The organism is Adonisia turfae CCMR0081 (assembly GCF_011009555.1).
GTDB lineage: Bacteria > Cyanobacteriota > Cyanobacteriia > Phormidesmidales > Phormidesmidaceae > Leptothoe > Leptothoe turfae.
In genome coordinates, this window is the sequence record NZ_QXHD01000003.1 from 156,258 (window position 1) to 173,975 (window position 17,718).

The 17,718-nt window shown below is 44.2% G+C and carries 13 protein-coding genes; 7 read left to right on the plus strand and 6 right to left on the minus strand.

Features of this window, described 5'->3' with window-relative positions; all coding sequences use genetic code 11:
• Window positions 1-138: 138 nt before the first annotated feature.
• The 6 genes from DXZ20_RS01520 to DXZ20_RS01545 all read right to left on the minus strand — a co-directional run bounded on the left by DXZ20_RS01520 (window position 139) and on the right by DXZ20_RS01545 (window position 9,622).
• Window positions 139-1,884 carry an ABC transporter ATP-binding protein gene (locus DXZ20_RS01520; protein ID WP_163695957.1) on the minus strand — a complete coding sequence of 582 codons (1,746 nt, stop codon included), beginning with the start codon at window positions 1,882-1,884 and terminating at the stop codon, window positions 139-141.
• Window positions 1,877-2,719, minus strand: coding sequence for a class I SAM-dependent methyltransferase (locus tag DXZ20_RS01525; protein ID WP_163695959.1), 843 nt, complete (start codon window positions 2,717-2,719; stop codon window positions 1,877-1,879). The genes DXZ20_RS01520 and DXZ20_RS01525 overlap by 8 nt, the downstream gene beginning before the upstream one ends.
• 35 nt (window positions 2,720-2,754) lie before the next feature.
• Entirely contained in the window at window positions 2,755-4,575 is a 1,821-nt protein-coding gene (locus DXZ20_RS01530) for an ABC transporter ATP-binding protein (protein WP_250565550.1), read from the minus strand.
• Window positions 4,576-4,695: 120 nt separating this feature from the next.
• A complete protein-coding gene (locus DXZ20_RS01535) occupies window positions 4,696-5,889 on the minus strand; it encodes an MFS transporter (protein ID WP_163695962.1) in 1,194 nt (397 codons plus the stop codon).
• Window positions 5,890-8,466, minus strand: a complete 2,577-nt coding sequence (locus DXZ20_RS01540; RefSeq protein WP_163695964.1) for a TonB-dependent receptor domain-containing protein — start codon at window positions 8,464-8,466, stop codon at window positions 5,890-5,892.
• 151 nt (window positions 8,467-8,617) lie between these two features.
• Complete coding sequence (locus DXZ20_RS01545) at window positions 8,618-9,622, minus strand: helix-turn-helix domain-containing protein (protein WP_163695966.1); 1,005 nt, start codon at window positions 9,620-9,622, stop codon at window positions 8,618-8,620.
• A gap of 1,051 nt (window positions 9,623-10,673) precedes the next feature.
• Here DXZ20_RS01545 and DXZ20_RS01550 point away from each other — a divergent pair.
• From DXZ20_RS01550 to DXZ20_RS01580, 7 genes are all read left to right on the plus strand, one after another.
• Complete coding sequence (locus tag DXZ20_RS01550; RefSeq protein ID WP_163659383.1) at window positions 10,674-10,922, plus strand: acyl carrier protein; 249 nt, start codon at window positions 10,674-10,676, stop codon at window positions 10,920-10,922.
• Window positions 10,923-10,955: 33 nt separating this feature from the next.
• Window positions 10,956-11,405 (plus strand): 4'-phosphopantetheinyl transferase superfamily protein, encoded by a 450-nt coding sequence (locus DXZ20_RS01555; protein ID WP_163695968.1) that lies wholly within the window; start codon window positions 10,956-10,958, stop codon window positions 11,403-11,405.
• Window positions 11,406-11,411: 6 nt separating this feature from the next.
• Window positions 11,412-12,980 carry a benzoate-CoA ligase family protein gene (locus DXZ20_RS01560; RefSeq protein ID WP_163695970.1) on the plus strand — a complete coding sequence of 523 codons (1,569 nt, stop codon included), beginning with the start codon at window positions 11,412-11,414 and terminating at the stop codon, window positions 12,978-12,980.
• Between the two features lie 82 nt (window positions 12,981-13,062).
• A complete protein-coding gene (locus DXZ20_RS01565; RefSeq protein WP_163659380.1) occupies window positions 13,063-14,385 on the plus strand; it encodes a salicylate synthase in 1,323 nt (440 codons plus the stop codon).
• A 16-nt stretch (window positions 14,386-14,401) separates the two neighbouring features.
• Window positions 14,402-14,863, plus strand: coding sequence for a holo-ACP synthase (locus tag DXZ20_RS01570; protein WP_163695972.1), 462 nt, complete (start codon window positions 14,402-14,404; stop codon window positions 14,861-14,863).
• A 167-nt stretch (window positions 14,864-15,030) separates the two neighbouring features.
• Entirely contained in the window at window positions 15,031-16,557 is a 1,527-nt protein-coding gene (locus tag DXZ20_RS01575) for a 3-oxoacyl-[acyl-carrier-protein] synthase III C-terminal domain-containing protein (protein WP_163695974.1), read from the plus strand.
• A gap of 41 nt (window positions 16,558-16,598) precedes the next feature.
• Window positions 16,599-17,690 carry a condensation domain-containing protein gene (locus DXZ20_RS01580; RefSeq protein WP_163695976.1) on the plus strand — a complete coding sequence of 364 codons (1,092 nt, stop codon included), beginning with the start codon at window positions 16,599-16,601 and terminating at the stop codon, window positions 17,688-17,690.
• The last annotated feature ends 28 nt before the right edge of the window (window positions 17,691-17,718 follow it).

Here is a 17,718-nt window from a genome sequence, read left to right on the forward strand (position 1 = left end):
TAAAGTGCTCTGAAATGCGTTAATCAGATGCCCCCCGGGGGCATCTGATTAACGCATTTATTATATCCCCCCGGGGGGATCCGCAAGCTAAAAAAATAGGCTGTTGCTACAAGGGAAACACCAACAGCAAAATATTTGCTAAGCCGCAATTCTCCAACTTTGAGATTGCTGCTGTGCATTCCATAGGTTGGCATAGCGCCCCTTTTGGTTTAACAACTCCCCGCTGGTTCCCTGTTCCACAATCTCACCGTCTTCCAACACTAAAATCAAATCAGCGTTGGTAATTGTGGATAGACGATGGGCAATAACAATGACAGTTTTATCAGCAATCAAATGATTGATAGCGGTTTGAACAGCCACTTCACTTTCCGTATCCAAAGCTGAGGTGGGTTCATCTAACAGCACAATGGGAGCATCCTTAAGTATCGCCCGGGCAATGGAAACCCGCTGACGTTCTCCGCCTGATAGGGTACCGCCAATTTCACCAATGCGGGTATCGTAACCATGGGCTAATCTCATAATAAACTCATGGCAGTTAGCGGATCGAGCTGCTGCTTCCACCTCCATATCAGTGGCCTCGGGTTTGGCCATGCGAATATTGTTGAGGATAGTATCGTCAAATAGATATACATCCTGAAACACCACCGAGATTGATGTCATTAAATGAGTGGCATCCACCTGGCCTACATCAACACCGCCAATGCGGATAGCGCCCTGTTGCACATCGGCAAAGCGGCTAATGAGTCGAGTGATGGTAGTCTTGCCACTGCCAGACGGACCTACCAACGCTGTCAGTGATTTAGAAGGTAATTGAAAAGACACGTTTCGCAACGCCCACTCTTGCTGCTGGGCATAGCGGAAGGACACATGCTCGAAGGTAATGTCAAACTGAGTCAGCTGCGTGGAAGCAGGATGTACGGGTAGGGCAGGAATAGCCATGACGGTTTCGACGCGTTCTAAGCCAACTTCCATCAAATCTAGAATGCTGGTGTAGGCAATTAGTTGAGAGATCGGCTCAGTAAATCGCATAGCGATAACAATTAGGGCAAGCAAAACAGGAATAGAGAGGCTGCCTTGCAAAATAAACAAAATACCTAAACTAATGATCAACAAAATGCCAACTTCTACCAATGTTGCCATGGTCACCAGAGGTAGCGTAATCAACCGCTCTCCTTTAGCTTGAACCTGGCGCTGACGATCGAGGGCCGCTTGCAGCAATTGTGAGCTTGCTCCCACTTGTCCAGTAGATTTAAGGACGGGTAATCCCTGGATATACTCAACAATTCGGGACGCTGCCTCGGCATCGGCCATGGAAACATCTCGCAGGGATCTTTTGACTAAATCCCGTGTGTAGCGATAAATGGGAATGGCCAAGGGAAATGTCAGCAACAGTGAAACCGCCAGTCGCCAATCAATAAATAAGGTTACTAGTACCGTCATCAGCGGTACAATTAAGGTCTGAATAATCAAGGTTGCTAAACTACCAATCCAGAGAACAATTTCACTGACATTGCCACTCATGACAATATTGAGATCCCCTGATTGTCGTTTATTAAGTTCTTCCAATGGCATTTGTCGTAGCTTCTCTGCCAACCGCAGTCTAAGGTCATAGGCCATATCGGTGGAGGTCAGCCATCCAAAGTCCAGCTCTCGCCAGCGAATCGCCCCTTCTCCGATCACCAGAAAACTGAACAGGGCAAGCAACCGCCAAACCTGCTGTATATCAATACCAGGAGAAGCCATTAAGGCCGATAGCAGTGGAAAAAAAAGTGCAAAGATAATTCCTTGAATAATAGAAGCGCCAACAGATAATAGAAGTGTGGTTTGCAGTTGAGGCTGATGGGAACCTGCAACACGCATCATGCGGCGATATGTATTAAGCATTTTTATGAATCTGCAAGTGTAGAATACGGCCACCCTGTTTAAAAAGAGGGATCAGGATAGGAGCAATGTATCTTGCCCATAGGGGTAAACGAGCAGTATGGGCAGCAATCCTGGTCAGATAACAATGTTCGCTCTTGAGCGTAATGCCAGGTTCCCAGTTTTCTAGATCTTTGGAGTTGTCAATCCCTGACTTAAATTCAGCATCTGTTTTAGATACGGTGTCATGATTAGCTGAATTATTGGATATTCTGCGGCTAATCACATCGAAGATGAACTCTGTCGGTGATAGGCGTGTGCAAATTTGTGACATCAGGGCTCGATTATCGGCCTCACTTAAATAACAAGAAACGCCTTCCATGACAATCACAAGATGCTGGTTAGGTAATCGCTGGATTTGATCAATCCAGGAAAAATCTAAAACAGATTTTCCAATAAATTGGTAGCGCTCGTTTTCTTCAAAAAACTTACGCCGCAGCTCAATCACGTCAGGTAAATCTATTTCATACCAACGGACACTGCCGTTATCAATTCTGTCAAATCTTGTACAGAGTCCACAGCCTAAGTTAATAACGGTTGCATTGGGTTTGTCAGTCAGCAGCTCTCTGATGATCTGATCAAATTCCTGTAACCGAACGATAACCCCCAGATTGGACTTCCATCCCTTAGCATACCTATTGAAATCGTAATTAATTTTGTCTAGGACTTCTACTGCTTTAAGGTCTTGAAAAAAGCTATCGGGTCTCTGTGTTTCAAGATATCGGGCATACAGGGTAATTAACAACGTTTCGGTCACCCCTGTTAATTTTTCAGTTGATTCACGTTGATAGGCGCTCATGTCACTTCCATAACAAGTATCGATTCATACTATTCTCAAGAACCGCTGCTGCTGCCAGCTACAGCGTTAGCGCTGATTGATTTTTGTCTGTTTAAGCCCCAATTCTGAGCGGCTTGATGACGCGACCATAGCTGGTTGTAAAGGCCATTGGCAGCAATCAGCTGGTCGTGGTTGCCTAGCTCTATTAAACGACCTCGATCAAGTACAGCAATTTGGTCGACCTGAACAATGGTTGCTAATCGATGGGCAACGACTATCAAGGTTTTATCTCGGGTGAGGGCTGCGATCGCAGCTTGAATCAATGCCTCATTTTCTGGGTCGGCAAATGCTGTGGCCTCATCTAACACCACAATAGGATTATCCTGGAGAATAGCGCGGGCGATCGTGATACGCTGACGCTGCCCCCCCGACAACTGTCCTCCCCGTTCACCCACTAAGGTGCCATATCCCTGAGGTAAATCCAGAATAAAGCCATGGGCCTGGGCCGCTTGAGCCGCTTCCTCTACTTCTTTTTGAGTGGCATCAGGGCGACCTAGTTTAATATTGTTGAAAACAGTATCTTGAAACAAAAAGGTATCTTGAAAAACAAAAGAGACCCAGGACATTAGCGTCTCCGAGGTCATCTGACGAATATCCACGCCTCCAATTTCAATAGCTCCCTTATCAACATCCCAGAATCGAGGGAGCAGACGAGCCAGGGTGGTCTTACCAGCCCCCGATGGTCCGACTAAAGCGGTCACACTGCCCGCTGGCAACTGAAGCGATATGTTTTGCAAGGCAGGAGCCCCATCGCCATAGGCAAACGTGACATTGCGGAAGGAGATCGATGAGTCCGCAGGCTGTTGCGGCTGCATGGGTTGAGGCAACGTCGGCTCCGCTAACACAGCACTAATCCGCAACGCCCCAGCATTGGCCTGATTAATCAGGTAAGAAAGGGTAAAAATAGGTTTAAACGCACCACACAATCGAGGAGCTAGCAACAGAAAAACTAAGAATCTCGGTATTGTTAAACTCCCATGGGAGACCAACCATGTTCCCACCGTAGATACCAATACCAGGGTAGGTAATGGTTCAAATAAGAGAGACCCTAAACGAGCAGAAAACTGAGTCTTATTATTCCAATCCCGCAGGCTTTGGGCAAAGGCATCGAGAGCTGTTTGGAATCGTGCAAATGAACTACTACCATCGTCAAAGGTACGCACCACTTGCATACCCTGAACAAATTCAATAATTACACTATTAATAGACTCATTGGCTTGATCGTAGGCATCTCGCTGATCTTTATAGTCTCGCAATGCTAGTTGAATAAAGATTAATCCTACGGGTAACACCATTAAGGTCGTCAACCCTAATCGCCAATCGGCAATTAGCATGGCTATCAAAGAGACTATCGGAATGGTGTACGCCTGACCGATCAATGGAGTACTGTCAGCCACAAAGGCGTGAAGAGATTTAACGTCGTCTTGTACCAGCTTTTTGATCGCGCCTGAACCAGTGGCAATAACATATCCCAGGGGAACTTTGGCCAAATGTTCAGCAAGTGCGGTACGTAAAATCACCTCAAGGTTAAATGCCCCAATGTGGGAAACTCTAAATGCAAAGCTGCGAGATGTAAAAGCGATAAGCACTAAGACGACGGCCACTGCAACCCAACACCAAATTACCTCTGGCACCGGTGCTACAGATAGTGATTCCGCAGTGATGAAGGGAATAGTCAATAATGAGGCAAGACTGCTACAAGAGCTCAGGGCAGAGAGTGCGATCGCAACAACAATTCGCCCCTTAACCGGAGCCATGGTGCTCCAAATCCCAGTTGGTGGCTGAGTAAAGTGTGACTTAGTCATGGGCTTTTTCATAATGCGGCCATCGTAGCTAATATCAAGCAATACAACATTCTTGAAACGGATTTTTTTATATTGAAAACGGATTTTTTCCCTTGTCTTTTATCCGTTGCTTCACCGTATTTTTAAAACGGACTATTGTGCCAATGTTAGCGTTCGACGCATCAGAAGAATCGTTAAAAAGGCCACCGCTACACCTACTCCGAAAACTCCTTGATAACCGATTGCTGAAGCAACTACACCACTCATACCAGCCGCCATAAAGCTACCCAGATAAACAATGGATGTTTGAGCCGTATAGTCTGTTCCTGGAGCTGCCAATTGACTTTTATCCATCATGACAGTGGATGACACCGTAAAAGTAGCACCACTAGCAAAACCAGTTACTATGGTGACAAAATGGAGAACTAATTGATGACTAATACCCGATGCAGGCAACAGGTATGTCAAAATAGCAATCATTTGTACTCCCCCAAAAAAGATTAGAGAGCGCTTTCGCCCCATGGGCACCACGAGCAATCCTGATATCACAGCGCCTGCAATGCTAGCGCCATTGCCAACTACTCCCAAGAGCCAACCGATATCAGCCAATGACAACCCAATATCCACCAAAAGGGGGCGAAACATGCTATCCGCCATGGTGCCACCAATAAGATATAACGTGAGTAGCATCAGCCAACGCCACACCCCAGGACGACGATAAAAATTGGCCAGATCCATCCAAATAGGTGCTTTATGAGCTACCTTTGAAGAATGTTCCCGATATTGCAATATCGGGAAAAGTGCAACTACTATAATCAATGCCAGGGCAAGCAGACTATGTCGCCAGCCCCACTGATTGAGTAAAACCAGCATGGCACCGCCCCCCAACATCGCCCCCAAATAATTACCTGTCATTTGGATGCCGTTGCCCCAGCCTCTCTCGGTTGGAGTTAGTAGCCTCACTGCCAAAGCATCTGTGGCAATATCTTGGCTAGCAGCTAATGTGGCCATAAGCATCAGTAACCCAAACAACAACATAAAATTGGTTTGGAAGCTTACAAATGCACAGAGGGCAGCCACACCCGCTAACAGTAATTGAAACGTAACAATCCAAAAACGGTAATGTCCCCAGCGGGTATGGCCATAGCGATCAATTAAGGGAGACCAAAACACCTTCAGCAACAAAGGCAGCGCTAGCAGATAAACCAGCCCAATGAACTCCAAAGACACCCCCTGTTGGCGCATAAAAACAGGCAGCGCCTGGACAAAAAACATCAGCGGAATGTACTGCGAAATATACAGACTGCTCAAGAGGAGTAATTTACGGCCCCGTCTGTGACTGTTCATTTAGAAATTAGACTTGAACTGAACACCATAGGTTGCTGGAGCACCAAAGGAACCTGCCCGTTGCCCACCGATATCAAAGCCTTGAATAATATATCGAGTATCAAAAAGATTATTGGCAAAAAGATACACCCCATACTGATCAAATTCATATCCCAGACGAGCATTTATCAATGCATAGGCATCTTGTTTCAAAGTATTAGCCTCATCAAAAAATGTCTTGCCAACACCCTGCAATTCTAACCGGCCAAACAATCCAAACGGTGCTCGATACTGAGCTGCTACATTGTAGGTCAACTCGGGGGCATAGGGTAGGCTGTTGCCATCAAAATCAACCCCCGTATTGGCGTCAGTGAAGTTGGTAAATTCAGCATCAACCAAACCTAATCCCGCTAGCAAATCCAAACCTTCAAGGGGCGTTGCCCTTATATCAAATTCCAAACCCGTGATACTAACATCGGCATTGTTTACACTATCAGTAAATAAGGTGATTGGATTAAATGTAGCCACCTGATAATTGTCGACGGGATTATGAAAAAGAGAGAGATTGACCCCTAGACGATCATCAAACCAAGTAGTTTTAGCCCCCACTTCAAAGTTCCAGGAGCGCTCAGCATCAAACACTAGAGAAGCCTCACTGCCATCTGCAAAAACATTGACACCAGCCGGACGGTAGCCCCGTGAAATGCTGCCATACAGGGTAGCCTCTGGACTCAACCGGTAGTCAATAGCAAAGCGTGGTAAAAGTGCATCAGAACTTTGATCGACATCTTCAAATGTAGCCAAGGGAGTGTCAGGAAAACCTGGAACACGAAATACCTGGTCAAAGCGTGAAAGCTCACTGTCGGTATTCTCGTACCTCAGACCGACAGTGAGACTCAACGGATCAATCGGCCGATAGCTAACTTGGCCAAATGTCGCCCAAGTTGTATCGCGAGAATCTGCGGTATTAATACTGCTAGATCCCGGAATGGTCATTGGCCCCAAAACCGCTGCCGCATCATCCCCAAAAATCGACTTAAAGCCATTATTGTCAAACTCTCTAGACTCAAAGTAACCGCCTACAATCCACTGCAGCTGCTCCGCTGCTTCTGGAGATTGCAAGCGTAATTCTTGAGTCCATACGGTTGAATCCAACTTGCTGGTAGATCGCAGTACATCCGCCACTGTTAGATCAACTTCCCCCAGAGCGTCCTGTTCCGAGAAGCGACGGGTGGTAATCGAAGTCACTCGGAAATCTGGCTGGAGATAGGCAACCTTCAAAGATTGACTATTAGTATTGAGATCGCTGAAGCCATTAAAGTCCTGTTCTATGTCAAAGGGATCATCATCCAACAATACTAACGGATAGGCACCATCTTGATAATCTTCCAAGGATGCATTAATGGAAATGTCCCATGCGTCCGTTGGTGTCCACCGTAACTGTGCCCGACCTGTCCCCCCTGATTTCTCATCAAACTCCTCATCTAAAAAGCTGTTGTCATAAAAGCCATCACGCCGTTCAAAGCTACCGGACAGTCGATAAAACAGCTCATCTTCAATAATCGGGCCGCTTACCCCAGCTTGAAGGCCCAGGTTTTCTTCGCTACCGTAGCCGAGGGCACCATTGAACGACAATTCATTCGTCGGTTTGCGAGTGATAATATTGACTACCCCAGCCTGACTACTGCGGCCATAGAGGGTGTTTTGCGGCCCCCGCAAAACTTCCACTTGTTGAAGATCAGGCAGATCAAGGTCAAGGAAACTGCCATAGTCATAGGGCACATCATCAACATAGAAGGCCACCGGATCCCGAGAGCCAAAGTTTTGGTTAGATAGACCACGCATACTGTAAAACGTAAAACTACGGCTGCCAGTGGCCGAAAAAGAGGAAAAGTTTGGGGTATTGCCAGCAATTCCATCAAGGGTGGTAATGTCTCCATCTTCCAGTTCATCTTCAGTGAGCACGGTTAGACTAATGGGAACATCCTGAACAACTTCAGACGTTTTCTCCGCTGTGACCACAATGCGCAGAGTATTTTCCTCAGCCAAGTTATCCGTCGCTGCTTGTACAACGCTAAACAACAGTCCTGTTTCCTCTACAGTGATATCTGCAAATGGAGCTTCACTGACCCCCGAAATAACTACCCGCACCTGACTGTCGGGTTGATTGCTAACACTGACCAAGGCAATGTCATCCGTCAGATCCACTGCTTGAAACTGTTCACCATCCGCCAAAACTAAAACTGCATTTGGAATATCTGCAATCAAATCATTGCCAACAACAGAGGGGGAAACTGGTAACAGTTGCCCTGTCGAGGCTCGTAAAAACAAATCGACACCCGAGTCGGTAGGAACCAGCCGAACATCTGTAATCTGAGTTAAAGTCTCAACTTGAACCGGCACCTCAATATCAGACCTGGGCGACTGAGATAACCAATCTTCGTTAGCTTCTACCGCAGCATCTACTAGACTCACTGTGGAAGACTCTTCATCTAGCCTTGCCGTTAATCCCACGGATTCAGCATGGGCCGTTGAACAAATAAAAATCCATGATAGACCAGCTAAACATAAGCTCTTTAGCAGATACAGTTGTCTCACGTTATTTCCTCACAACACAATAGGGGTAAAAGTATGAAACAGAAAATGAAAATTATTCTCAATACTATGCTGATGTGATGGTAGGACATGCCAATGGCTATGTCCTCTTCAAGGTGGATTTTTTTCTATTGCAAGCGGATCGCACTCTAACTTAAGAACGGAGTTTGTAGCATCTAGGGGACATTCCGAATTTTTTCTTAAATGCAGCACTAAAAGATGTCGCACTGGTATAGCCGACCGCTTGAGCCACTTCTGTCACCGTTGAATAACTTGCCTCCAGCAACGTTCTTGCTCGCTCCATCCTGTGATGATACAAACAGCCAAATGCGGTAGTACCAAACACCTGACGAAATCCTCGCTTTAACTTATAATCATTGAGTCCAACCTGCTGTGCTAGCTCAATCAAAGACGGAGGGTTTACCAAATTACTCAGCAGTACTTCCTTAGCGTAATGAATTCGATCAACTTCATCCGACTTTAAGGGAGACTGGAGCTGAGTTGAACTATCTGCCGAACGATTTAAAGGCAGTTGCAGAGCAATGAGTTCAAGCGCCCGACCTTCTAGATACAACCGGCGTGTTACTCCTTGGTAAGGACAATTTAAAGTCTGTTCTGCTGCTTGAAATACAGCTTGAGACATGGTTTGGATTCTTGATAGAGGAGTTGCCCTTTGCCCCTGCAAAATAGTTTGCAAGTCCCCAGAAATTTGATCAGTCTGATCAGCCACTAGGGCTTTTAATGTAGAGATTCCAGCAATAACTTCAACATGAATGATGGGTTGACGTGGCTGATATTCAATCCACTGCCCGCAGCGTGCAGCAAAACTCACTCTATTTTGTCTCGGAGTGAGATGATACCCATCTTTAAGGGGTGAAAAATCGCCTCTAACATACCCTGACAGAGATGACTTAAACCCAATTACCTCTCGGTAAAACTGATTTGAGACCTCTACAGTAAAAGGCTCGGAAAACTCAAGATACTCTATCGATATTTCTAAACCCGGCCGCAGCCTAATTTGTCGCCAATACCCCTTACCGACTCGAGGTGATAGCTCTAACACTGCATCAGTGGAATCTAGCTGCACACACGAACCAATCTTCTGCCCCCATTCTGCAAATAAATTATCAACGTTTTTAGCAGAAAAGCTCACTTGCATGCATAAGGCCTCCAGCTAGATTATTTTGCCTGCCAAAATGGCAACCCCATAACAGCGTTGCCATTTTTAATCCGTCTATAGAATCCTACAATTATTTTTTATTATTGACAATTAATTTCAATAATAAAAATTCTAGACCATAAGAGCTATAATCTTTATACATCAAGGTTTTGAGCGAATGTACATATGTATTAATTGAAAGTATGGTTATTTAATAAACTAATAGGATAGTCATTTAATAAACTAATAAATTGAGATTTTTTCATCATTCCAAAAGGAAAACCTTTTGGTTTTTCAAAACTCACCCTAAAGATACATTCACTCTCTAGGGTGCCTATGAAAGGACTGCAATAGTCGGATTCTCATGTACTGAACCTGTGTAAGAGGGTTCTGCCAATGCGTCCGACCCACTGAAAGGATCGCAACGAAGTCAGTGAAAAATGAGAACAACCGTACTTTTTAAAAAATAGGTGTTGAAAATCACACAGGAGTGTGCTAACAATTAGGTGTAAGTCATTTTTCTGAGAATCTTTCGCAATAACTGCTATCAATCAGTAGGTATTGATGCAGTTTCTCCATCTTCAGATGACTGCAATGTTTTCAGGACTTACTCAAAAGCTTTCCAGTTTTAGAGAGTTTATTGCTCTAAGGTTGAAAAGGTTTGAGGATAGAAAGAATATCGGACAACAGAGTGCTGGCGCAGTATAGTTACGCTATACTGTCACCTCACCATTTTTGGGTGATCTAGAAGTATAACACTCTTTACAAGTTATACATCCTGGCTTTGAAAGTTAACTATTTCGCCCAACCAAATAAGTTTAAGGTTGTCAACCAGCATCTTTAATGTGCTGTAGGCCGTTTCTTATTCAAGGTTGTTTGTAATACGGTTCAGGAGGAATAAATAGTACGTCCTTCAGCTGATTGATTTTTTAGTGCTAGAGTATCTGCTTAACAATTATGTTGACAGATATTCGAATGGTGAAGTGTTGTTGATATATGGTGTGTCGGTAAGTCGAAGCAACTAGTCAATTTTTAAGATGTGTTTAATTAGATGAGTACTCAGCAGACAATCAATTCTCTCATGGAGATTCTGGGTGAATTGGGCATTCCTCCAGATAAGATGAAGCCAAGTTCCCTTATTTATAAGGATCTACAGTTAGATTCAACGGAAGTTGTTGAGTTTTCTCTAGCATTGAAACGCCATTTCGGTGTTGGGGTTAAGTTGGAGACTCGTCAAGATAAGACGTTGGAGGAAGTTAGCACCTTGGTCGATTTAGCAAAGGCTCAAGATGCAGGCTAAATAGTTTTTTGCATCCTTTAGAGGATAAAAGATGTGCAATCACAATGCCTTAAGGAGAAACCTTTTTGTTTCTTAGCTCACCATCCATGCTTTGAAGTTAAGGGGCTTGGTATTGACTTAGTCTCTCCAACTAGGATCGCCAGATTGATTGAGCGTTATGCTGATAGCAGTCTTGGCCTTCTATTTACATTGAACGAGCTGCAGTATTGTCGCTTGGCCAGCGATCCTAATTGGGCTTATGCAGTCTGTTTTGGTGCTAAAGAAGCTATCGGTAAAGCCCTAGCCACCGGCCTTGCCGAGATTGATTGGAATGAAATTGAGACAAATCCTAACGGGCAACAACTGACAGTTTGTTTGCGCGGACAAGCCAGAGTTCGCGCTCAGAAACTCAATATACAGCGTTGGTTCCTGAACTGGTGGCATTTAGAAGCTTACGTTTTAGTTCATGCGGTGGCCATTGGAATAGTTAAATCAGGGGAATAGTTTTCTATGATAGGTACCTACCAAAAATTACCTGATACTTTTAATCTTGCTGCTTACTTGCTTGAAAACAATTTCAATCGAGATTGTCGTGACAAGGCTGCCTTTTATAGCAAGTCTGCAGTTTATACCTATGCACAGGTTAGTAGTCTGGTAAAACGTAGCGCGCAAGTATTGTCCGAGCTAGGCATAGAGCAAGAAAACCGAGTGGCCATTCTACTCGAGAATAGAGTTGAGTGGGTATTTTTCTTTTTGGGTGCCATTTGGTTGGGAGCCATACCAGTTCCGATCAATCCTGCTTGCTCTTTGGAGGATGTGGACTATATCCTTCAAGATTCTCGAAGTAGGGTTCTCTTAACAACTCAGGCATGGCAAGAAAAGATCAGTATTACCTCGCTGAGTTATTTGCGTCATGTTTTACTTGTGGATGGGGAAAATCCGTTTCTATCCATAGTTGAACAAAGACAAGAATCGACAGTTCATGCATCGACATCCCCTGATGAGGCGGCCTTCTGGCTTTATACATCGGGTAGTACGGGTCGTCCTAAGGGCGTAATTCATGCCCATCAAAATTTTCTTTTTTGTGCCCAGCATTATGGCCAAGAAACGATTGGGTTAACCCAAGATGATATTATCTATTCCGTAGCCAGTATGGCTTTTGCCTATGGTTTAGGCAATAGTCTGTATTTACCTATGACAGTAGGTGCTGGCTCAATTTTGTCTGATGCTAGCAATGCCTTTGACATTGTTGATGATGTTCAATATTTTCGACCAACGGTTTTCTTCGGAATACCAAGCGTATATGCCAATATATTAGAGATAGAGGAAATCTCTAACTTTAATGTGTCGTCGTTGCGTCTGTGTATATCGGCGGCAGAGCAGCTTCCTAAAAGCATTTGGCAGAAGTGGCTTGATGCTCACCATCTAGAGATTTGCGAGGGAATTGGTACCACTGAATTGCTCTATATATTTCTCTCTAATCAGCTAGGTAAATCAAAGCCAGGCAGTTCTGGACAACCTTTGCCGGGATACGAGGTGCAAGTTGTGGATGAAAATGGATTACCTTGCTCCATTGGAGAAATTGGCGAGTTACAAGTGAGTGGTCCAAGTTTAATGTTGGGGTATTGGAATCGATTACAGGAAACACGTAAGGCAATCAGCGGTTCTACGATGAGAACTGGAGATCGATATAGGCGTGATCGTGACGGATTTTTCTGGTTTGTTGGGCGCAAAGATGAGCTATTTAAAGTAAATGGCCAATGGATTTCGCCATTGGAGATAGAAGATGTCTTACATCAGCATCCACAAATCCATGAGGTAGCTGTTACGTCCTCCGCTGAACAAGGTGAAAAATTGACTGAAGTTGTTGCCTATATTAGGCTCAAATCTCAACAATCATCTACCCTGGAGTTAGAAAGAACCATTTATCAGTTTGCTAAACAACGCTTACCACATTTTAAAACACCTAAGCGAATCTATTTTTTAGATAGCTTACCTCGTACATCCACAGGCAAAATCCATCGTCAACAGCTAAAAAATAAGTTAGCTAATGATGAAGCACTTGCCATTTCCCATTAACTTTTCTACTGAATGTCATTGACAGTAGGACAAGGTTTAAACCATTGACAAATGACGTGCAAATCTAATTAGGAGTTCTCCCATGGTATTGGAATTCAAACCCTCAACTAAGTATTATGAAACATTCATTCCCGGTACAAGAGAACCAACCGTTGTCTTAAATAACCTCCTTCAAGCGGGCATTTTTTCTAAATACGCCATGTATGTGGCAAACGATGAAACCCGTATTGCTGGTGGTGAATTGGCGAGGGTTTCGGTAAGTCAGCAGGAGGTTTCACTAAAAGGCTTAGATATATCCAAATCGGAACCCATTAGCGATCCCCTGAAACAAGTTGAGGATCTTCTGAATTCTTTAGCCCTTGAAAATTGGACAGCCTATGGTTATGTTGCCTTTGACATCACTCGTTTCTACTCTTCATATTCGAAGTCAATTAGTCAACCGCTTTGCCACTTCCTCATTCCTGAAACCGAATTGCATTTTACTAAGGAAGGAGTAAAAATCAAGACAACACAATCCCTAGAAAAAGTTAGAAATCAGCTGTTTGTTAATGCTGACCTACCCAACCTTGAGTCAGTATCACTCACCCTTGATAGTGGCGATCAAGAAACATATCAAAAGTCAGTCAGTGAAATGATTGATGCTATTCGAGGGGGACATTTACATAAGGCGATTATTGCACGGTCGCGTGAATTTACTGGGAATTTAGATGTTTTAGGCACTTATATAGTGGGGGCCAAGGTTAATAATGCAGCTCGTTCTTACTGTCTGGATTTTGAGAATATACAGGCTGTTGGATTTAGCCCTGAAACACTGATAGAAGTGAACCAAGATGGTTTTGTGACAACTAATCCTTTAGCTGGAACCCGGCCACGTGGGAATACTCTTGAAGAAGATTTGAAATTTAGTGCTGAGTTGTTTACCGATGCTAAAGAGGTTAAAGAACATGCGTTGTCTGTTTGGTTAGCACAGGATGAAATTACGGCTATTTGCTTGCCAGGAACAATTCAGATTTTCAACTTTATGGAGGTTAAGCGATATCGCTGCGTACAACATCTGTCGTCCAGGGTCGGTGGTCAGCTGCAACCAGATAAGACATTCTGGGATGCTTTGAAGGTTTTATTTCCAGGTATTACGGTTTCTGGTATCAATAAGGGTAAAGCCCTGGAATGGATTGATCGCCTAGAGTCTCAACCTAGAGGTATCTATGCTGGTGGAATTGGCTGGGTGGATAGTTGTGGTAGAGCAGATTTAGCGATCGCAATTCGCTCTGCCTATCAATATGGAGACCGTATTTATTTAAATGCTGGTGCCGGAATTGTTGCTGAATCAGTTCCTGAGAAGGAATATACCGAGTCGGTCAACAAAATGAATACCATGCTCACCAATTTAGTACTCAAGCCTTAGATAACAGGTGCTACCAATGGAAATGCCGGAAATGATGATAGATATCGAACGGCAAATTTCTCAAAGTTTATCTGATGGTCACCCTAATTATTCTAATGTGGTGAGTCACGGCATTTATCTAGTAGACATTAGTCGTTTCCAACTACTGAGGGATCAGCTAGGTAAATCGCTAGAGCAGCATTGTTTCACAGAACAAGAGCAGCGTAATGCATTTGTAGGTACTCGCCGTTTACATTTTTTTGCAGGTCGTTTGGCCGGGAAAAATGCAGTCGTCAGAGCACTGGGTCGAGATAATGTTCCTGAAAATTCTTGGCAAAGCATTGATATTCAGAAACTGCCCAGTGGTCAGCCATTAGTGGTTCTTAAGGGCGAAGTTCAGAACGTTGCACGTCAGCTGAGGATTAAAACCTGGTTGTTAAGTATTAGTCACACATCGACTTATGCCATCGCAAGTGCGATCGCCCTTAGTTCAAGGTGAAAAACAAGTTCAATACGAGTGACTACGCTATGTGCCATAACACCATGAACTCTTATTAGAACAAAGAGCTTGATGTCATCATCTTTCCTGTCTAGTCCATGGATTCTATCCATTTTTCAATGAATTTGTTCAAAGACAACGTGATTATGTGAGTGTAAACGTGTTCCATGACTGTCTATCAATCAGGAATTAGCTCACTGGCGGTGAGTTTTCCTAAGACTATTCGCACCAATGATTATTGGCGACAACAGTATCCTGAGCTGATTCCTCAGCCGCGTGATCGACGGGTGAGAAAATCTATTCAAGAAAATCCTACGCTAAACAATTTGGATATTTGGTCTCGGGCTGTTGCTCCATATTTATCGGATCCATTTCGAGGCAATGTTGAACGAAGAGTCATCGATGAGCATGAGTCTTCGCTGATGTTAGAGTGCGCGGCTGCAAAAGCTGCCTTAGATGCTAGCAAGCTTGCATCAAATCAGATTGATCTGATTGTTGTTAGTTCACTTTTCTCTAAAGGTGCAGGTGGGGGCAATGCAGTAGCTCTTGCTAATCAGTTAGGACTCAGTGTTCCTGCCTGGAATTTAGACTCAACCTGTTCCGGAGCTTTAATAGCTCTACAGAATGCCTGTGCTTTAGTTCAGACAGGGGAATATGCCAAGGTGTTAGTTGTCGCTTCTCACCTTGGATCCCATGCTGTCGAACCATCGGATACGCTGGCTTGGTCCATGGGTGATGGTGCGGGGGCTTTTGTGGTTGAGGCTTTAAAGCTAGGTCAGGGGTTACTCGGTAGTAAAGTCGTTAATACGGCATCTACCTGCGGTGCCTATATCCATGAATTGGTGATTGATCAGGCCGGTAACCCACGCTATCTCACTCGTACAGGTGAGAATATGAGTATGTTAGCGGCAACAGCTGTCGATTTTGTCCACGACTGCTGCACAGAAGCGATTAAAGCAGCAGGAGTCACGCTAGAGCAGATTGACTATTTTGCGTTTAGTACTCCCACACCATGGTACAGCCAGGTGTGTGCCCGAGCCTTGGGCATCAATTCAGAACGTGTGATTAATCTTTATCCACGCTATGCCAATATCGGACCTGTTTATCCCATCGCCAATCTTTATCATGGGGTCCTGGACGGTAAAATTTGCGAAAATGATTTGGTCTTAGTTTATAGTAATGGAGCTGGTGCAACAGCTGCTGCTATGGTCATTCGCTGGGGGTGTACGGCGCTAGGTCCGGCTCCGGCTCCTCCTATTCAAGTTGTTGTAGAGCAAGAGAAACCTGAGCACCTTCAGCAGTGTGCCCCTCAGCCAGTTTCTCTAATTAGTGGCAAGAAAGAAGCCCAAGTCCATCCTTATCGGGAGAAAATTCTAGCTGCTGAATCAAAGGCTCAAAGACCTCTCTTGGAAACTTACCTGTTAGAAATCCTCAGGGAATTGTTGCAGCATCCTGATCTTCACCTCGAATCGGATGAATCTCTTAGATATTTAGTTGACTCTTTAATGGCTTTAGAAATCAAGCGAAGAATTGAGTTTGATCTGGGCATTCAAGTTCCCATAGCCAAGCTATTCCAGAACGACGAGATTACGCTGTTAGCAGGATTTATATTGAATCAATTGATTGTTAATAATTTAACTACTCAGAGTTCTAGTTCTGATGCTGAAGAAGATTTACAAGAAATTATTCTTTGACATTCAATAATTCAAACAGGGAGCAATCAGGGGGAGAAGCGATGGATTTACAGCAAATGTTACTGGAGCTTTCTGAATTAGGTGTAAAGCTGTGGATAGACAAAAATAATAAGTCACAACTACATATTCGTGCCCCGCAAGGAGTACTTACCCCAGAATTGAAAAAACGTATAGGACAGCAGAAGTCGGAGATTCTGGACTTATTGGGTAACGCTACTCTCGATACCGTTACCCATGCATTACCCTCTGTGAATCCTGCCCCTCAGGACCGTCATCAGCCTTTTCCTTTAACAGATTTACAACATGCTTTTTGGATTGGCCGTAGTGGTCTGTTAGAACTTGGTGGTGTCTCTAACCATGGTTATTACGAAATTGACGGTGACAATCTAGATATCGTCAGGCTTAATCAAGCACTGAATCAGGTGATTCGCAGACATGATATGTTACGAGCCGTCGTCATGTCGGATGGTCAACAGAAAATCTTAGAGGACGTACCTGCTTATCAGATTAAGGTAATTGACTTAAGGTCACAACCGATGGACCAAGTTGATGCTCACGTTAAAACCACCCGAGATCAGCTTTCTCATCAAGTGTTGCCAGCTGATCAATGGCCCCTATTTGATTTTCGGGCAACCTTACTACCAGAACAGCGAGTTCGTTTACACGTTAGTTATGATTTACTGATCTTTGATGCATGGAGTTTATTTCTCCTCTTTGACGAGTGGTTTAAGCTTTATGAAAATCCTGAGCTAGCCCTGCCTGCATTGGAATTATCCTATAGAGATTTTGTCTTAGGTGAGCAAAAAATATCACAAACCAACTTGTACGAACGCTCTCGTCATTATTGGCTCTCACGGCTAGATAATTTTCCTGGGCCACCGGATTTACCCCTCGCCCAAAACCCTAAGGACCTAAAGCAATATCGATGCCAGCGTTACGAAAGTCGATTAGAGTCCCAAGATTGGCAACAGTTACAAAAGCTGGCAAAACAAGCTGGTTTAACGGCAACAGGCATATTGTTGGCTAGTTTTGCTGAAGTCTTGGGGCGATGGAGTAAAAAGTTACAGTTTGTGATGGCTTTGGTGCGTGAATATTCTGTCAGACAGATCAGTCCTTTAGGAGGTCGATCTTAGCCTTCAACAGGGTAGCTGTCCGGCATCC